Source organism: uncultured Streptococcus sp. (assembly GCF_963536705.1).
Taxonomy (GTDB): domain Bacteria; phylum Bacillota; class Bacilli; order Lactobacillales; family Streptococcaceae; genus Streptococcus.
Window position 1 is genome coordinate 35,719 of sequence record NZ_CAUTAP010000003.1, and the last position, 18,296, is coordinate 54,014.

Here is an 18,296-nt window from a genome sequence, read left to right on the forward strand (position 1 = left end):
GTAAACCATAAGTTTTCAAATAATCGTTCAAAATCAAAAAATGCGTAAGAGGAGAGCCTATAGTGGAAGAATATCTAAATTTATATCATCAAAAATTATGGGAAATTGCATATGATAATCTCATAAGAGTATTTTCCCACCCTCATACAATTATTCTCTTTGTATTATTTTTAATTATTTGTTCCTTAATTTGTTTCTTATTTTTCGGAAAAACACGTACTTTACTATTTGTAGTTAGTTATTTCTTCTTGTTCCTTTTGGGAGGAGTCGCAGAGTATGTGAATAGCTATAGCAAAATTATGAATCCATCTTCTCCATACAACAATTCTTTTAGCATTGCTTCATTAAGACATGAAACCGTTCTTCCGATGCTTGAGCATGTAGATGAGATTCCCCTAGCTAGTGTCGATGGAGAGCTCAAGAGAGAAGATATTATATTGTTTGCAGTGTCGAATCCTACCTACTACGATGGTCTTTTTAATGATATAGCAATGTTATTAACCGGTGAGTATAAAATAGGGACAGATTTTCTAGTTGCATTAGTAGGCTATGAAGAGAAAAATGGTGAATGGCAATCTGTTGATATTCGCATTGCCCCGGGTATTGAGGAGAAGGATTTTCAGAAATTTTCTAAGGTTCTTCATATAAAAATAGATGAAGCAGAGGGTGCTACCGGTATTATTCTCGATCTTCAAGAATTTTATGAATTAAAATTACGGAAAGAAAAAGATGGCCACTGGCCTAGACTGTGAGTATAAATTTTTGTTCCATTTAAAATGAAGCTTCCCGCTTGGGGAGCTGTTTTCATTTGCTTGAAAAATAGAAAAGTAAACATCACCTATTCGCTCTAGAAGAAATAGGACCAGGAGTGCCAAAAAGCCCATTTTATGCTATAATAATGAGAATACGAATTTTTGGAGAGAGATGTGGCGATTGAAGATTATATGCCGGACTTTGCGGTTGAGGCAGTTTACGATTTGACAGTAGAGAGTTTGAAAAAACAGGGTATCAAAGCGGTTTTGGTGGATTTGGATAACACCTTGATTGCTTGGAATAATCCTGACGGAACCCCAGAGATGAAGAAGTGGCTCCATGATTTGCGGGACGCGGGCATTCGGATTATTGTGGTGTCCAATAATAACCAAAAACGGGTCAAGCGGGCTGTTGAAAAGTTTGAAATTGACTATGTCTACTGGGCCATGAAACCCTTCACTTGGGGAATTGACCGGGCGCTCAAGCTTTTTCATTTTGAAAAAAATGAAGTGGTCATGGTGGGCGACCAGCTCATGACGGATATTCGAGCTGCTCATCGGGCTGGGATTCGTTCGATTTTGGTCAAGCCGCTGGTCGAGCACGACTCTATCAAGACTCAGATCAATCGGGCGCGTGAACGCCGTGTGCTCAAGAAAATCACTGGAAAATACGGCCCAATTCAATACAAAAAAGGAATTTAAGCATGGAAGAACTTCTCTGTATCGGCTGCGGAGCTACTATTCAGACAGAAGATAAGGGCAAGCTGGGTTACACGCCTCAGTCAGCTCTAGAAAAAGGCTTGGAGACAGGCGAACTCTATTGCCAGCGCTGTTTCCGCTTGCGCCATTATAATGAAATCAGCGATGTCCAGCTGACGGATGATGACTTTCTGCGGCTTCTGCATGAGGTTGGAGATAGCGATGCCTTGGTCGTCAATGTTGTCGATATTTTTGACTTTAATGGCTCGGTCATTCCCGGTCTGCCTCGCTTTGTAGCCGGAAATGATGTGCTCTTGGTCGGGAATAAAAAGGACATTCTGCCTAAGTCGGTCAAGGATAGCAAGGTGACCCAGTGGCTGACGGAGCGGGCTCACGAAGAAGGCCTGCGTCCAGTCGATGTGGTATTGATTTCTGCTCAGAACAAGCAGGCCATCAAGGACTTGATTGACAAGATTGAGTATTGCCGCAAGGGACGTGACGTTTATGTGGTCGGCGTGACCAATGTGGGCAAGTCTACTTTGATTAACGCCATTATTCAGGAAATCACGGGCGATAAGGATATTATTACGACTTCACGCTTCCCGGGAACAACTCTGGATAAAATCGAGATTCCTTTGGCGGATGGCAGTCATATCTATGATACGCCGGGCATTATCCATCGTCATCAGATGGCTCACTATCTTACTGCTAAGAATCTCAAATACATCAGTCCCAAAAAGGAAATCAAGCCCAAAACCTACCAGCTTAATCCAAATCAAACCCTCTTTTTGGGTGGCCTAGGCCGCTTTGACTTTGTGGCAGGTGACAAGCAGGGATTCACGGCTTATTTTGACAATGAGCTCAAGCTTCACCGGACCAAGTTGGAAGGTGCCAGCGATTTTTATGACAAGCATGTCGGCAGTCTCTTAGTTCCGCCGGTTGGCAAGGAAAAGGAAGAATTTCCAGCTTTGGTCAAGCATGAATTTACCATCAAGGACAAGACGGATATCGTCTTCTCAGGTTTGGGCTGGATTCGCGTCAGTGGACCTGCCCGAGTAGCTGGCTGGGCGCCAGAGGGTGTGGCGGTTGTCACTCGGAAAGCTATTATTTAATACTCAAGAAACCAAGGGGAATAACTCCCCTTAAAATAAGGAAGGAAAAGGCTATGAACAGTGGGGAAAAAGCAGGTCCCAACTGTCTCATACCTTATAGAAGAACATGACACTAACATCAAAACAACGCGCCTTTCTCAACAGTCAGGCACATAGTCTCAAGCCTATCATTCAGATTGGGAAAAATGGACTTAATGACCAAATCAAAACCAGCGTCCGTCAGGCACTGGACGCACGAGAACTGATCAAGGTTACGCTCTTGCAGAATACGGATGAAAATATCCACGAGGTCGCTGAGATTCTGGAAGAGGAAATCGGAGTGGATACAGTGCAGAAGATTGGCCGGATCTTAATCCTCTACAAGCAGTCCAGCAAAAAGGAAAATCGCAAACTCTCTGTCAAAGTCAAGCAAATTTAAGGAAAAATTTCTGTGGAGATGTCAGCCTATGGCTATTGAATTACTAACCCCCTTTACCAAGGTGGAATTAGAACCAGAAGTTAAAGATAAAAAACGCAAGCAGATTGGCATACTAGGCGGGAATTTCAATCCAGTCCACAATGCTCATTTGGTCGTGGCGGATCAGGTCCGGCAACAGTTAGGCTTGGATCAGGTCCTACTCATGCCAGAGTATGAGCCGCCTCATGTGGACAAGAAAGAAACCATCGATGAAAGGCATCGGCTGAAAATGTTGGAGCTGGCTATTGAGGGTATTGAAGGCCTAGGAATTGAAACCATTGAGCTGGAGCGCAAGGGGATTTCCTATACCTACGACACCATGAAGCTCCTGACAGAGCAGCATCCAGATACGGACTATTACTTTATTATCGGTGCGGATATGGTGGACTACCTGCCCAAGTGGTACCGGATTGATGAGCTGGTTGAGCTGGTTCAGTTTGTTGGTGTTCAGCGGCCGCGCTACAAGGCGGGGACTTCTTACCCTGTTATCTGGGTGGATGTACCCCTTATGGATATTTCCTCCAGTATGGTGCGGGATTTTCTGGCTCAGGGACGGACTCCTAATTTCCTGCTGCCTCAGCCAGTCTTAGACTACATCGAGAAAGAGGGGCTTTATCTATGACCTATGAAAGCTATATCAGTATGGGCCGTGAGGCCTTGCTGGCTAAGATTGAAACAGTCATGCCCGAGAAGCGCCTGCGGCATTGTCTGGGTGTGGAAAAGGCTGCCCGTGAATTAGCAGAGCGCTTCGGTCTTGACGTCGAAAAAGCGGGTCTGGCAGGACTCCTGCACGACTATGCGAAAAAGGTCTCGGATGAGGATTTTCTGGCCTTGATTGACAAATACCAGCTGGATCCTGACCTGAAAAACTGGGGCAAGAATGTCTGGCATGGCATGGTGGGCATTTACAAGATTCAGGAAGATTTAGGTGTGAAAGACGCTGATATTCTGAGAGCCATCGAGATTCATACAGTGGGCAGTGATACCATGTCTGAGCTGGACAAGGTGGTCTACGTAGCTGACTACATTGAGCACAATCGGGACTTTCCGGGAGTGGATAAGGCTAGAGAGCTGGCTCAACGGTCGCTCAATCAGGCTGTGGCCTATGAAACAGCAAGGACCGTGGAGCATTTAGCTCACAAAGGAATGCCCATCTATCCGCAGACCTTGGAGACTTACAATGCCTTTGTAGGATATTTGAAGGAAATAGAAGAATGAAAACAGCTCTAATCATTATAGATGTGCAAAATATCTTAGTGGAGACAGGTTTTCAGTCTGATAAAATGATGGATAAAATTTCCTTTCTGCAGCATCAGGCTAGGAGTAAAGGTGCCGAAATTATCTATATTCAGCATATTGAAAATCCAGAAGATAGTGCATTGGAAGATTGGCAGCTGTCTCCTCTCTTGAATCGAAAATCAGACGAAAAAGTCTTTCAGAAGAAGTATAATAGTATATTTAAAGAGACAGATTTGAAGGATTACTTGGATAAAGAAGATATTGGTCGTCTAGTTTTATGTGGAATGCAGACGGAATATTGTGTAGATGCATCAGTTAAAGTTGGATTTGAATTTGATTATAAACTTATCATTCCAGAAGGTGCTTTTACAACTTTTGATGGAGAAGACGCTTCGGCAGAAAAAATAAATACTTTTTACCAAAAAATTTGGGACGGACGTTTTGCGGATGTTCTAGACTACAAAAACATTTTTAATTAAAGAGGAACTATGAAAGAACAAGAATTATTGGAACTGGTCGTGAAGGCGGCCGATGAAAAGCGTGCAGAAGATATTGTGGCTTTGGACTTGCAAGGTCTGACTACGGTGACAGATTACTTTGTCATCGTCAGCTCGATGAACAGCCGTCAGCTGGATGCAGTAGCTGAAAATATCCGTGAGAAAGCTGCTACGGCTGGTGTTTCTGCTAACCATGTTGAGGGAGACGCAGCTGGTGGTTGGGTTCTCTTAGACTTGGGAGGTGTGGTTGTCCATGTCTTTTCTGAGGAAATGCGGGCGCACTATAATCTTGAAAAACTCTGGCACGAAGCAACTGGTGTGGATGTTGCGGCCTTATTGGAAGAAAAAAACAAGTGATTTTTTGCCCTTAGGCAGAAAGCAGAATTTAGCTCAGTCAGCCTGCTGGCTGGGCTATTTTTGAAAGGAAAAGTATGGCAACTTATGAAACCTTCGCGTCGGTTTACGATGCGATTATGGATGATTCTTTGTATGAGAAGTGGACGGATTTCAGCCTGCGTCATTTTCCCAAGGATAAGAAAAAGCTGCTGGAGCTGGCCTGTGGAACGGGCATTCAGTCTATTTATTTTAAGCAGGCTGGTTTTGATGTGACGGGGTTGGACCTTAGTCAGGAAATGCTGGATTTGGCAGAAAAGCGTAGCAGAGAGGCCGGTTTGGACATTCCCTTTATCCAGGGCAATATGCTGGATTTGAGTGGCGTCAGTCAGTTTGATTTGGTGACTTGTTATTCGGACTCGATTTGCTATATGGAGGACGAAGTGGATGTCGGTCAGGTTTTCACCCAAGTCTACCAGCATCTAAATGAGGGCGGACGTTTTATCTTCGATGTACACTCAATTTACCAGATTGACGAGGTTTTTCCAGGCTATTCTTATCATGAAAATGCTGAAACCTTTGCCATGGTCTGGGATTCCTATGCGGACGAACCGCCTCATTCCATCGTGCATGAGCTGACCTTCTTTGTTCAAGAGGAGGATGGGCGCTTCACGCGCCATGATGAGGTGCATGAGGAGCGGACCTATGAGATTCTGACCTATGATATCTTGCTGGAGCAGGCTGGCTTTAAGAATGTCAAGGTTTATGCGGACTTTGAGGACAAGGAGCCAACTGACAAGAGCGCTCGCTGGTTCTTTGTGGCGGAGAAATGAGATGACAGTTACCGGTATTATCGCAGAGTTTAATCCTTTTCATAATGGGCATAAATATCTGCTGGAGCAGGCTTCTGGGCTGAAAATCATTGCTATGAGTGGCAATTTTGTTCAGCGGGGGGAGCCGGCTATCGTGGACAAGTGGACTCGGGCTCAGATGGCTTTGGAAGCTGGAGCGGATCTGGTCCTTGAGCTGCCTTTCTTGGTCAGCGTTCAGGCGGCAGACTTTTTCGCTAAGGGCGCAGTAGACATCTTAGAGAGACTGGGCATCGAACAGCTAACTTTTGGGACCGAGGAAGTGCTGGATTATGAGAGTATTTCTAGGGTCTATGGTCAAAAGGCAGAGCAGATGGAGGCTTATCTGGCTGGCCTGCCTGATTCCCTATCCTATCCCCAGAAGACTCAGGCCATGTGGCAGGAGTTTGCAGGGCTCAATTTTTCAGGCTCTACTCCCAATCATATCTTAGGCTTGGCTTATGCCAAGGCCGTGGCGGGAAAGACTATAAAGCTGTGTCCGATTCAACGTCAGGGAGCTGGCTATCATTCTTTATCAGCTGATCAGGAATTTGCTTCCGCAACTGCCCTTCGTCAGAATCTTGATCAGCCGGACTTTCTCAAAAAATTCACCCCAGCCCATCATTTGCTTGAAACGGCTCCCAAGGTGACCTGGTCGGACCTCTTTCCTTACCTTCGTTACCAGATAATGACAAGTCCGGATTTGACAGATTTTTATCAGGTCAATCAGGAATTGGCCGTTAGGATAAGAGAGGCCTTGAAAAGCAGTGAGACCATAGAAGAGTTGGTCGAGCAGGTGGCGACCAAGCGCTATACAAAGGCTCGGGTCCGGCGTCTGCTGACCTATATCCTAGTCGGAGCTAGACAAGAAGAGATTCCGTCTGGCATACATATCTTAGGCTTTTCCGAGCAAGGGCGCCGGCATTTGTCCAGCCTGAAAGATAGGGTTGAATTGGTCAGCCGTATCGGCAAGGAGCCATGGGACAGTGTGACCCAGCAGGCTGACAAAGTCTATCGACTAGGCAATCCTGCACTTAAGGAACAGAATTTTGGACGGGTTCCGATTATGAAAGACAAGCAAGGCTGAATGTTCAGCCTTTTTGCTTTGTTTGCGGCAGTAAATAAAAAATGGTATAATAAACAAATAAACTTGTTTTCACTAAGGAGCATGATTTGCTTTTTAGTGGTTTGACTTTAGGTATGAAAGCTAACATTCGGTCAATAAAACATTGCTGAGCTTGATTGAATGATTATCTTTCCTATCCATGTCTCAAAGGAGGAAGACTCATGAAATTCAAAAAGATTACCTTTATGGCCCTTACAGCTATACTGACGCTTAGCTTAGGGGCTTGTAGCTTGATTGGGCAGAAGCATTCTCAAAAGAATCAGGGTGGGACTGAGAATAGCTCTCGTGAGAGCCAAAAGAATACTTCTTCTGACGATATCGAAGAACTCTTGGAGAAAGCAGAAACTGCGAATGAAGATCTAACTTCAATGAAAATGAAGGTAAAACTATCTATCACTGTAGATGGTTCCAATAAAACTCAAACGATGAGCGGAGACCTTCTCTATGATAAAAGCACTGATGAATTGGCCAAGGGACATTTAGTAATAGATGGAAAAGAGAGCGGTCAGGAGAGTTATCAAGAAGCGATTATGCCAGGCGGACAGGATAAACTTTTGTATACTCGTTCTTCTAAAAACGGAACATGGTCTAAGCAAGAAATGGAAAGCGGGGCGGATTATTATGTACAGCCCGATTATTTCAAACTCATGGATGGCTTTTATCAAATGGCTGATGATGTCACTGTAAAGGAAAGCGGTGATGAATATATCTTTAAATTAAGTAGTAAAAATGCTGATTTACTGGGGCTCTTTGGTGAAGAATTCAAACTAGAGCTAACAGGTGTTACTCAGGCAGATATGGATAAGAAGTTAGAAGTACGCTTGGATAAAAAGACCTTATTCTTAAAAGACTTTAAGCTAGGTCTATCTTATAAAGGTGAAGAAGGCAGTTTGGATGTTCAAACAGATACTCAATATTCTGACTGGAATAATGTAGAGGAAGATGAGTTTAAGGCGCCTCAGTAAAGCATAAGCGGAACTATTAGCTGAGAAAGAAAGGAAAAGTCATGCCTTTATTGTTTGCTTTTCGCTACCGTAGAGGACTCTATTTGACCATAGTAATCTTAGCCTCTGTCTTTTTAGCCTTAAGTACTATTTTCGGAACTTTAGCTTACTTTATACTATTTTCTTTCGAAAAGGCCATGCCTGAAGCAGGAATACGCTCGTTCAGTTTGCCTTTTATACTTGCTTTTTTCATGGCTGCTGTAGTCGAAATCTTTGCAATAGTTCATGCTGGACGCAAGCTGAGTAAAAAGTGCTTTGTTCTTGCGGGAACAGAATGGGGCTTGACCGTGCGAGGTGCTTTCTTGAAAGAGCATAGCTTTGCTTGGAGTCAGCTGGAAAGTGTCTTTTACCGGCCGGCTTGGGGAAGAACTTCTGATGGGCAGGCTTCTTTTCGACTGGGAGTCAGGTACTATCGGAGAGACTACCTATATGTCAAGCCTTATCATGGCAAGTCCGTTCGAGTAGATGTTACTTTTTTAGATGGGCGAATAGAAGATGTCTTTGCCTGCTTAAGCAGATGCAAACCGGATTTGCCTATTGTGAAAAATTATCAGTGATATTTTTAATGGATTTTGATAAAGTTCCGCTATGACAGACCTGCCAGTTTCAGGAAATAGAATGTACCGTCCAGTTGCTCTTTTAGCGACTGGATTTTTTATGGAATCGAAAACTGAAATCAATTTTGTCTCGATTTCAGCCCAGCAGAAGTTAAAGAAATCAAGCTGATTCTTCCATCAACAATCATTTTTTCTTAGTGATTTTTCTGATTCCCTGTGTTATAATAAGAAAGATTAAAAATGTAATTTATCAAAAGGAGAATCTCCAATGGGACGTAAATGGGCCAATATTGTGGCAAAGAAAACGGCCAAAGATGGCGCAAACTCAAAAGTATATGCTAAATTTGGTGTGGAAATCTATGTAGCAGCTAAAAAAGGTGATCCAGATCCAGAGTCTAACACAGCTTTGAAATTCGTTATTGACCGAGCTAAGCAGGCTCAGGTGCCGAAGCATGTCATTGACAAGGCCATCGATAAGGCAAAAGGAAACACTGACGAAACCTTTACTGAAGGCCGCTATGAAGGATTTGGGCCAAACGGTTCTATGCTGATTGTCGATACTCTGACTTCAAATGTCAATCGGACTGCAGCCAATGTCCGTGCTGCTTTTGGTAAAAATGGCGGCAATATGGGAGCTAGCGGCTCTGTAGCCTATTTATTTGATAATAAAGGTGTGATTGTCTTTGCGGGTGACGACGCTGACAGCGTCTTTGAACAGCTGCTGGAAGCGGATGTGGATGTTGATGATGTTGAAGCAGAAGAAGGAAGCATCACTGTCTATACAGCGCCAACCGACCTTCACAAGGCCATCGTGGCTCTGCGTGAATCTGGCATCCAGGAATTCCAAGTAACTGAGCTTGAAATGATTCCTCAGTCTGAAGTAGAGTTGACTGGTGAAGACCTCGAAACCTTTGAAAAACTTTATAGCGTTTTAGAAGATGACGAAGATGTCCAAAAAATCTATACGAATGTAGATGGATTCTAAAGATACTTGACCTGTAGTTGGAGCTACAGGTTTTTCTGTAATGAGAAGTATCAAACTGTATTTACCAGTGCAGCCAAGTATGGTAAAGTACAAAAGTCATAGTATTAACTTATTAAAGAGAAGCACTTGGCTTCCTGTGCCTTGCTTCCAAACCAGAACGAGATTATCAGCTGAAATTTGTCAAGACAGATGGAAAGTGGGTCTTGGAGCGTGATTTTTCTTATGAATCCATTGTCATCTCCTTTGAAGGCGATATCTCATAATACAAAATTAGAGGGCTGATTATTGATTATTTGCTCTCTATTTTTGTTTCCGCGTCCTGCTTTGTGCTATACTGGATGATAGATAGGTGTATTCGAGTAAAGGAGTCTGCCATGAAAAAATTTTATGATAAACTGATACAAACGCGGCATTATCTTCATCAGCATCCAGAGCTGTCTGGTCAGGAATTTGAGACCACGGCTTTTCTAAAAGGCTATCTGGAAGATTTGGAGATTAGGATTTTAGAATCCAATCTGAAAACGGGCCTGGTTGCCGAGGTTGGATCTGGCAGGCCGATTATTGCCCTGAGAGCAGATATCGATGCTCTGCCCATTTTGGAGCGGACTGGTCTGCCCTACGTCAGTCAGAATTCAGGCGTCATGCACGCTTGCGGCCATGATTTTCATCAGACCAGCCTTTTGGGGGCAGCGGAGCTGCTCAAGGCTATGGAAGGTGATTTGAGAGGAACGGTTCGTTTGATTTTTCAGCCAGCTGAGGAAACTTCTCAGGGAGCCAGCCAGGTTCTTGCGACTGGCCTGTTGGACGATGTGTCTGCTATTATCGGCTTTCACAATATGCCCCAGCTTAAGGCGGGACAGCTAGCACTTAAAGCGGGAACCATGATGGCTGGGGTTGAGAAATTCAAAGTGGAGGTAGAAGGAGTCAGCAGCCATGCGGCTAGACCGGATTTGGGTGTTGATACAGTATTGACCTTAACTAGTATGATTCAAAATCTGCAGCCTCTAGTGGCCCGCACAGTGTCTCCTTTTGAAGCAGCTGTCTTGTCTGTAACTCATATAGAAGCGGGGGCAACTTGGAATGTACTGCCGCAGTCGGGCTTTTTTGAAGGGACCATTCGCAGCTTCAATCCGACCTTGCAGCAGCGTCTCAAGGAAGACTTTATCCGAATTGTAGAGAATACAGCGGAGAATTTTGGAGCTCAGGTCAGGATTTCTTGGGACCATACACCGCCAGTGACCTATAATGATCCTGAATTGGCCGATCTGCTTTATGAGCACTCACAGAATCTGGCTGAGGTCCTGCCTGCCAGTCCATCCTCGGCTGGAGAAGATTTTGCCTTTTATCAGGAGAAGCTTCCAGGCGTCTTTGCCTTTATCGGCTCAAATGGTGCGGAAAATGCTCCTGACCTCCATCATGACAGCATGGTCATTGACGACGAAGCCTTCAAAGTTTCTGTTCCTTACTATGTGGAAAGTGCTCTCTTTCTCCTGCAGCACTACAGGCAGAAAGTCGAGTAAATGACTGCCTCAGAGCTGATAAAGAAAAGCTATCACCTCCATAAAAAATATATAATGGTCAAGCTTCTTCTTATTTGATATGATAAAGAAAGACTTTTTAGGAGGAATTCGAAATATGAACCTGAAGAAAACCTTGAAATACTTCTCTCTAGCAGCCGTCAGTGTCTTTGCCATTGGTGCCTTGGTGGCTTGCTCATCATCAAGTGAGAAGAAAACGGAAAAAACAAAGGTAGAAGTCGGAACAGTGGGGACGACCAAACCATTTTCATACGAGGATAAAGACGGTAAACTGACTGGTTACGATATCGAAGTCCTTCGTGCTATTTTTAAGGATTCAGACAAGTATGAAGTCAATTTCAATAAGACCAAGTGGGCTTCTATATTCTCAGGTCTGGACAGTGACCGCTACCAGATCGGTGCCAATAATATCAGCTATTCCGAAGAACGAGCTGACAAATATCTCTATGCTAGTCCATATGCGAAAAATCCAACAGTTTTAGTTGTCCGTAAGGGTGAGGGAATCAAATCGCTGGATGACATTGGTGGCAAGTCTACCGAGGTTGTTCAGGGGACTTCAACAGCTCAGCAGCTAGAGGACTACAACAAGGAGCATAGCGATAATCCGACAAAAATCAATTATACGGACGGAACCATTCAGCAAATCTTGGCCAATCTGAATGACGGCCGTACGGACTATAAGATTTTTGAGCGCATAACTGTAGAGTCTATTATCAAAGAACAAGGCTTGGATAATCTGGAAGTGATTGAGCTTCCAAGCGACCAGCAGCCTTATGTCTATCCGATTATTGCTAGCGGTCAGGAAGACCTGCAAAAATTTGTCAACAAGCGAATCAAAGAACTCTATGAGGATGGTACGCTTGAAAAACTATCACAAGAATTCTTTGGCGGCTCTTACCTGCCAGATGCAAAAGACATCAAGTAAGAAATCTCATCAAGTTGGTCTGCATTTGGCTGACTAGACTTTGATACAAGAAATACGATAAGGGCGGGGAAGCTTATTTCCCCAGCCCTTTATCTGCTGTTAATAGGAGTAACGCATGCCTTTCTCAACTGAGACTGAACAAATCAAGAAATTTGAAAACGACGAGGTAGCCCAGCACTATTTTGAAGTGCTGCGGACCTTGATTTCTAAAAAATCAATCTTTGCCCAGCAGGTTGGCCTGCAGGAAGTAGCTACCTATTTGGGAGAGATTTTTACAGCTGCAGGTGCCAAGGTCATGATTGACGACAGCTATACTGCTCCATTTATTTTGGCGGAGTTTCTTTCTTCAAATCCTGCTGCTAAGACTATTATTTTCTACAACCACTATGATACAGTGCCGGCAGACGATGACCAGCCCTGGACCAATGATCCTTTTACATTGTCAGTTCATTACGGAGTTATGTATGGGCGAGGAGTGGATGATGACAAGGGGCACATTACTGCTCGTCTGACAGCCGTTCGCAAGTATATTCGAGAGCACGGCGATTTGCCTGTAAATATCATTTTTATGATGGAAGGGGCAGAAGAGTCTGCTTCGACAGACTTGGATAAATATCTGGCCAAGCATCGCAAACGCCTGCGAGGAGCGGATTTGTTGGTTTGGGAGCAAGGTAGCCGCAATAACCTAGGTCAGCTGGAAATCTCGGGCGGTAACAAGGGGATTGTTACCTTTGACATGACGGTCAAAAGTGCAGATGTAGACATTCATTCCAGCTTCGGTGGTGTTATCAATTCCGCTTCCTGGTATTTGCTCAATGCTTTATCCAGCTTGCGCAGTCCAGACGGCCGCATCTTAGTTGAAGGAATCTATGAGCAGGTTCAAGAGCCAAATGAACGGGAACTAGCCTTGATTGAGGAATATGCCCTGCGGACTCCTGAAGAGTTGAGTCAAGTCTATGGCTTAAAATTACCAGTTTTGCTGGACGAACGTAAGGAATTTCTCCGTCGCTTTTACTTTGAACCTTCGCTGAATATTGAAGGTTTCGGATCAGGCTATCAAGGCCAAGGGGTTAAAACCATTTTGCCTTCAGATGCCCAGGCTAAGATGGAGGTTCGTCTGGTGCCAGGTCTGGAGCCACAAGATGTTTTGGTCAAGATTTGTCAGCAGCTGGATAAAAATGGCTATCCAGCGGTTGAGCTGACCTATACCTTGGGAGAGATGAGTTATCGCAGCGACATGAGTGCGCCTTCCATTCTCAATCTTATCGAACTGGCTAAAGATTATTACCAAGAGGGCATCTCTGTTCTGCCGACCTCAGCTGGAACTGGTCCGATGCACACGGTCTATGCAGCCTTGGAGGTTCCTATGGCAGCTTTCGGACTTGGAAATGCTAATAGCCGAGACCATGGCGGAGATGAGAATGTGAAAATTGCTGATTATTATACGCATATTGAGCTCATTCAGGAGTTGATTGGCAGTTATCGTCGAGCTGACTAGCGGGAAAGGAAGGCTTATGCTATACTCTATAAGAAAAGACAAACTGAAGCAGGCTGGCTTCTTTTACCTCTTTTATTTCCTAGCCATGATCTTAGGCGTCTTGGTTGGGCTTCTATTTGACCGCTCAGGCAATATGTTTTACGCTCCAGCTTTTACAGCTTTCTTTGGCGGAGTTCTGTTCATCTTCTACACTGAGAAAATAAAGACCTTCGGTCTAATCAGCGGCCTAGGCTGTCTGCTAGGTCTCTTCTTTCTGCTTAGTCGACATGGCTTTGGAGCTTTTCTACCAGGTTTGATTTGCGGTGTTTTAGCGGATCTTATAGCTCGGTCAGGCGGCTATCAAAAGACTGTTAGAAGCTTGCTGGCTTTTATGGTTTTCAGCTTTAGCACAGCAGGTCCTATTTTCCTAATGTGGCTGGCACCCAAGCAGTATGAAGCTAGTCTTCTTGCCAGAGGAAAGACTCAGGCTTACATCGAGCAGGTCATGCTTAAGCCTGAACCCAGCTTGGTCCTCTGGTTTGTAGCCAGCATTTTACTGGGCGCTTTACTTGGAGCTCTGTTAGGAAAGCAAATCCTTAAAGCGAGACTTCCCAAGTCAGCTTCGGTCTAAATACCATTGAAAATATAACTAAGGAGAAAATATGAACAATTTACTCGTGCTCCAGTCGGACTTTGGTCTGGTAGATGGAGCTGTGTCAGCCATGATCGGAGTGGCGCTAGAAGAGTCGCCCACTCTGAAAATTCATCATCTGACTCACGATATCACCCCTTACAATATCTTTGAGGGAAGCTATCGCCTCTTTCAGACAGTTAATTACTGGCCAGCAGGAACGACCTTTGTGTCAGTAGTGGATCCGGGTGTGGGCTCCAAGCGTAAGAGTGTCGTAGCCAAGACTAAAAAAGGTCAGTACATCGTTACGCCTGATAACGGCACCCTGTCTTTCATCAAGAAGCATGTCGGCATTGAGGCTATTCGGGAAATTTCTGAGGTGGAAAATCGTCGCAAGGATACGGAGCATTCCTACACTTTCCACGGTCGTGATGTCTATGCCTATACGGGTGCTAAGCTGGCCAGCGGCCATATCAGCTTTGAAGAGGTTGGGCCAGAGCTCAAGGTCGAAGACATTGTCGAAATTCAGGTAGTAGAGACCACGCTTGCGGATAATTATGTTAGCGGAGCTATTGATATCCTGGATGTCCGCTTCGGCTCTCTCTGGACCTCTATCACCCGCGAGGAATTCTACACCTTAAAACCAGAATTTGGTGACCGATTCGAGGTTACCATCTATAACAATGACATGCTGGTTTATCAAAACCAAGTAACCTATGGCAAGTCCTTTGCGGATGTCCGCATCGGCCAGCCTATCCTCTATATCAACTCCCTCTATCGGGTTGGCTTAGCGATTAACCAAGGTTCCTTTGCTAAGGCCTACAATGTTGGCGTCGGTGCCCAGTGGCATATTGAAATCAAGAGAATTGAAAATTAAGGAAGAAGAAAATGAAAAATAATACAATCAGAAACGTAGTCGCAACAGGAATTGGAGCAGCCCTATTCGTGGTCATCGGAATGATCAATATCCCAACGCCTGTACCCAATACCAGCATCCAGCTCCAATACCCTCTGCAAGCTCTTTTTAGCGTCATTTTTGGACCAATCGTTGGTTTCTTGATGGGCTTCATTGGCCACGCCATTAAAGACGCTATGAGCGGTGGCGGACTTTGGTGGTTCTGGATTGCCGGTAGCGGAGTCTTCGGTCTATTAGTTGGCTTCTTTAGAAAATTCTTCCAAGTGGAAGAAGGAAAATTTGAAGTCAAGGATATTATCCGCTTTAACTTGATTCAGTTTGGAGCCAATGCAATCGCTTGGCTAATCGGCCCGATTGGTGACGTGATTGTATCTGGTGAGCCGGTCAATAAGGTCATTGCTCAAAGTATTGTAGCAATTCTGGTGAATTCTGCGACAGTAGCTGTCATCGGAACTGTCTTGCTGACTGCTTACGCTCGCACCCGCACCCGCGCAGGAAGTCTCAAAAAAGATTAATCATAGTAGTTTCTATCTAAGAATAGCTGCCTATACGACTGGGCGGCTTTTTTTGCTAGTGGCGAATCATAGAGTTGTCAACTAGGAACTGGACAATATAAGACGATATATTTAGACGAGCTAAAAAATAAGAGCGAATTTTAGAACAGCTCTTGCTGATCTGAATTTTGTAGATTTTTCTAGTCTTTTTTTGAAAACGCTTTAAATTTTTACTATAATAGAGAATAGGAGTCGGTAAGTTCGTTGCCAACGAATCAAGATCAACCAAAGATTTGAATAGTTAAAAGTCTCTTTGGTTCTTATGTGACTCAGCTAGTTCCAACGTGTTATTGAGGATTGTGCCTATAGAGCAGAATCAGCTGCCCTGACGGCTGGATGTCTGGCCCTCTAAGATATAGATATGGTATGGGTAGAAAAGGTTTCAGTTGAGTTAGTTGTGACTTGCAATTTTTTCACTTCTTGATTCGTAAAAGAGAGCAGTTTCAATTTTTAGGCTCAGGAATTATCGAATTCCAATGTGTATTTTAGGTAAAATTGGTCAGTTTGGCTGGATGCCCTTCATGATGACCATTGTTGTTTTTGTTCTACTTGTTGTAATGACAAGTGCTATTTTTAATAAAGGCTTAAATGAAGAAGCCTAGGAGGACATATGGTATGAAATTTTTCTTAGATACAGCTGATGTGGCGGCTATCAAAGCGATTAATGAACTAGGGGTTGTGGATGGTGTAACAACTAACCCAACAATTATTTCACGTGAAGGCCGCGATTTTAAAACGGTTATTCAAGAAATTTGTGAGATTGTAAGTGGTCCTGTTAGTGCAGAGGTTACTGGTTTGACAGCACCTGAAATGATTGCAGAAGCACGGGACATTGCTAAATGGGCTGATAATGTTGTTGTCAAAATTCCAATGACAACGGAAGGTTTAAAAGCTGTCTCTGTCCTTTCAAAAGAGGGAATTAAAACGAATGTTACCTTGATTTTTACAGTTTCTCAAGGACTCATGGCTATGAAAGCTGGAGCTACTTTCATCAGTCCTTTTGTTGGACGTTTGGAAGATATCGGAACAGATGCCTATCAACTGATTGCAGATTTGCGCACGATTATTGATATTTATGATTTTGAAGCTGAAATCATCGCAGCTAGTATTCGTAATTCAGCACATGTTGAAGCTGTTGCAAAACTTGGTGCTCACATTGCGACCATTCCGGATAATTTATTTGAAAAAATGACGCAGCATCCACTGACTACAAACGGAATAGCCCAATTTATGAAGGATTGGGAAGCATTTAAAAAATAAGTTTTAGGGTAGGTATGGGAAATAGAAGTCCCTGCCCCTGACTATATTTTAAGCAGTCCATAGCGACTGAGAAGATTTTGGCTCTTTGTCACCAGAGCTAGGTTGCGGATAAGCTAAGATTTGGAGAAGACCAAACTGGTCTTCTCTTTTTGATGTTTAAATCTGTGGAAATTACTTCTGAAATTCTATAAGGGAATGGCAGAAAAAGCGCTTTGAGAAGTATTTGGATCAATTGGAAGAAGAGAGATAAGTTGTCCTTCTCATTTAAACTTTCCAGCTCTGCTATTTTTCAAACAAATATTTTGCCCAACTTTTCTTCTCGCGTTATAATAAATAGATGAATTAAAAAATTCAGAAAATTTTATAGAGAAAAGAGAGTTGAAATCTTATGGCAAAAGATATTCGCGTCCTACTTTACTACAAATATGTTCCGATTGAGAATGCTGAGAAATTTGCAGCTGATCATCTGGCTTTCTGTAAATCTATCGGTCTTAAAGGCCGTATCTTGGTAGCAGATGAGGGAATCAATGGAACGGTTTCTGGTGATTATGAAACCACTCAAAAATACATGGATTATGTGCACAGCCTTCCGGGCATGGAAGACCTTTGGTTCAAGATTGACGAAGAAAATGAGCAAGCCTTCAAGAAAATGTTTGTTCGCTACAAGAAAGAAATTGTCCACTTGGGCTTGGAAGACAATGATTTTGATAATGATATCAACCCGCTGGAGACGACAGGAGCTTACCTATCACCTAAGGAATTTAAGGAAGCTCTCTTGGACGAAGACACTGTTGTCTTAGACACTCGTAACGACTATGAGTACGATCTGGGTCACTTCCGTGGGGCCATTCGTCCAGACATCCGCAACTTCCGCGAATTGCCGCAATGGGTTCGTGATAACAAAGAGAAGTTCATGGACAAGCGCGTGGTTGTTTACTGTACCGGTGGTGTTCGCTGTGAGAAATTCTCAGGCTGGATGGTGCGTGAAGGATACAAGGATGTCGGTCAGCTTCATGGCGGTATCGCGACTTACGGTAAGGATCCAGAAGTTCAAGGTGAGCTTTGGGATGGTAAGATGTATGTCTTTGATGAGCGTATCTCCGTTGATATCAACCATGTTGATCCAGTTGTGATTGGGAAAGACTGGTTTGACGGTACTCCTTGCGAGCGCTATGTCAACTGTGGCAATCCAGAGTGTAACCGTCGCATCCTGACTTCAGAAGAAAACGAAGATAAATACCTCCGTGGCTGTTCTCACGAATGCCGCGTTCACCCTCGCAACCGATATGTGGCTGAAAACGGCCTGAGCCAGGCAGAAGTGATGGAGCGTTTGGCTGCGATTGGAGAAAGCTTGGAAACATTGGTAGCTCAGTAAAAAGGAGAGAT

General features: G+C 43.9%; 21 protein-coding genes. All 21 read left to right on the forward strand.

Annotation, left to right across the window (positions count from 1 at the left end; genetic code table 11):
- Positions 1-62: 62 nt before the first annotated feature.
- Positions 63-752: a hypothetical protein gene (locus tag RWX26_RS02545; protein ID WP_125377447.1), complete on the forward strand. Its 690-nt coding sequence runs from the start codon at positions 63-65 to the stop codon at positions 750-752.
- A gap of 174 nt (positions 753-926) precedes the next feature.
- Positions 927-1,454, forward strand: coding sequence for a YqeG family HAD IIIA-type phosphatase (locus RWX26_RS02550; RefSeq protein WP_042762970.1), 528 nt, complete (start codon positions 927-929; stop codon positions 1,452-1,454).
- A gap of 2 nt (positions 1,455-1,456) precedes the next feature.
- Complete coding sequence (yqeH, locus tag RWX26_RS02555; RefSeq protein WP_314578900.1) at positions 1,457-2,563, forward strand: ribosome biogenesis GTPase YqeH; 1,107 nt, start codon at positions 1,457-1,459, stop codon at positions 2,561-2,563.
- Positions 2,564-2,669: 106 nt separating this feature from the next.
- Entirely contained in the window at positions 2,670-2,981 is a 312-nt protein-coding gene (gene yhbY / locus RWX26_RS02560) for a ribosome assembly RNA-binding protein YhbY (protein WP_002896287.1), read from the forward strand.
- A 28-nt stretch (positions 2,982-3,009) separates the two neighbouring features.
- On the forward strand, positions 3,010-3,642 hold the full coding sequence (locus tag RWX26_RS02565; RefSeq protein ID WP_168956034.1) for a nicotinate-nucleotide adenylyltransferase: 633 nt from the start codon (positions 3,010-3,012) through the stop codon (positions 3,640-3,642).
- Positions 3,639-4,238: a bis(5'-nucleosyl)-tetraphosphatase (symmetrical) YqeK gene (gene yqeK, locus RWX26_RS02570; protein WP_314578906.1), complete on the forward strand. Its 600-nt coding sequence runs from the start codon at positions 3,639-3,641 to the stop codon at positions 4,236-4,238. The genes RWX26_RS02565 and yqeK overlap by 4 nt, the downstream gene beginning before the upstream one ends.
- Complete coding sequence (locus RWX26_RS02575) at positions 4,235-4,738, forward strand: cysteine hydrolase family protein (RefSeq protein WP_314578908.1); 504 nt, start codon at positions 4,235-4,237, stop codon at positions 4,736-4,738. Before yqeK ends, RWX26_RS02575 begins: the two co-directional genes overlap by 4 nt.
- Before the next feature lie 9 nt (positions 4,739-4,747).
- Complete coding sequence (gene rsfS / locus RWX26_RS02580) at positions 4,748-5,113, forward strand: ribosome silencing factor (protein WP_314578911.1); 366 nt, start codon at positions 4,748-4,750, stop codon at positions 5,111-5,113.
- Between the two features lie 74 nt (positions 5,114-5,187).
- Positions 5,188-5,922, forward strand: coding sequence for a class I SAM-dependent methyltransferase (locus RWX26_RS02585; RefSeq protein ID WP_314578914.1), 735 nt, complete (start codon positions 5,188-5,190; stop codon positions 5,920-5,922).
- Position 5,923: 1 nt separating this feature from the next.
- On the forward strand, positions 5,924-7,024 hold the full coding sequence (locus RWX26_RS02590) for a nucleotidyltransferase (protein WP_314578917.1): 1,101 nt from the start codon (positions 5,924-5,926) through the stop codon (positions 7,022-7,024).
- 200 nt (positions 7,025-7,224) lie between these two features.
- On the forward strand, positions 7,225-8,028 hold the full coding sequence (locus RWX26_RS02595) for a DUF6612 family protein (RefSeq protein ID WP_314578919.1): 804 nt from the start codon (positions 7,225-7,227) through the stop codon (positions 8,026-8,028).
- Between the two features lie 230 nt (positions 8,029-8,258).
- Positions 8,259-8,624 (forward strand): hypothetical protein, encoded by a 366-nt coding sequence (locus RWX26_RS02600; protein WP_314579139.1) that lies wholly within the window; start codon positions 8,259-8,261, stop codon positions 8,622-8,624.
- A 268-nt stretch (positions 8,625-8,892) separates the two neighbouring features.
- Entirely contained in the window at positions 8,893-9,609 is a 717-nt protein-coding gene (locus tag RWX26_RS02605) for a YebC/PmpR family DNA-binding transcriptional regulator (protein WP_002907099.1), read from the forward strand.
- A gap of 374 nt (positions 9,610-9,983) precedes the next feature.
- Positions 9,984-11,129 carry a M20 peptidase aminoacylase family protein gene (locus RWX26_RS02615; protein WP_314578922.1) on the forward strand — a complete coding sequence of 382 codons (1,146 nt, stop codon included), beginning with the start codon at positions 9,984-9,986 and terminating at the stop codon, positions 11,127-11,129.
- A 115-nt stretch (positions 11,130-11,244) separates the two neighbouring features.
- Positions 11,245-12,072, forward strand: coding sequence for an amino acid ABC transporter substrate-binding protein (locus tag RWX26_RS02620; protein ID WP_314578924.1), 828 nt, complete (start codon positions 11,245-11,247; stop codon positions 12,070-12,072).
- Between the two features lie 115 nt (positions 12,073-12,187).
- Positions 12,188-13,570: a M20/M25/M40 family metallo-hydrolase gene (locus RWX26_RS02625; RefSeq protein ID WP_314578926.1), complete on the forward strand. Its 1,383-nt coding sequence runs from the start codon at positions 12,188-12,190 to the stop codon at positions 13,568-13,570.
- A gap of 16 nt (positions 13,571-13,586) precedes the next feature.
- On the forward strand, positions 13,587-14,180 hold the full coding sequence (locus RWX26_RS02630) for an MptD family putative ECF transporter S component (RefSeq protein WP_314366927.1): 594 nt from the start codon (positions 13,587-13,589) through the stop codon (positions 14,178-14,180).
- A 31-nt stretch (positions 14,181-14,211) separates the two neighbouring features.
- Positions 14,212-15,057 carry an S-adenosyl-l-methionine hydroxide adenosyltransferase family protein gene (locus tag RWX26_RS02635; protein ID WP_002932433.1) on the forward strand — a complete coding sequence of 282 codons (846 nt, stop codon included), beginning with the start codon at positions 14,212-14,214 and terminating at the stop codon, positions 15,055-15,057.
- Between the two features lie 11 nt (positions 15,058-15,068).
- A complete protein-coding gene (locus RWX26_RS02640; RefSeq protein WP_002900998.1) occupies positions 15,069-15,611 on the forward strand; it encodes an ECF-type riboflavin transporter substrate-binding protein in 543 nt (180 codons plus the stop codon).
- A 654-nt stretch (positions 15,612-16,265) separates the two neighbouring features.
- The gene (gene fsa / locus RWX26_RS02645) at positions 16,266-16,910 is read left to right on the forward strand and encodes a fructose-6-phosphate aldolase (protein WP_002932437.1); all 645 of its coding nucleotides are present in this window, start codon (positions 16,266-16,268) and stop codon (positions 16,908-16,910) included.
- A gap of 388 nt (positions 16,911-17,298) precedes the next feature.
- On the forward strand, positions 17,299-18,285 hold the full coding sequence (locus RWX26_RS02650; protein WP_002915762.1) for a rhodanese-related sulfurtransferase: 987 nt from the start codon (positions 17,299-17,301) through the stop codon (positions 18,283-18,285).
- Positions 18,286-18,296 lie beyond the last annotated feature (11 nt).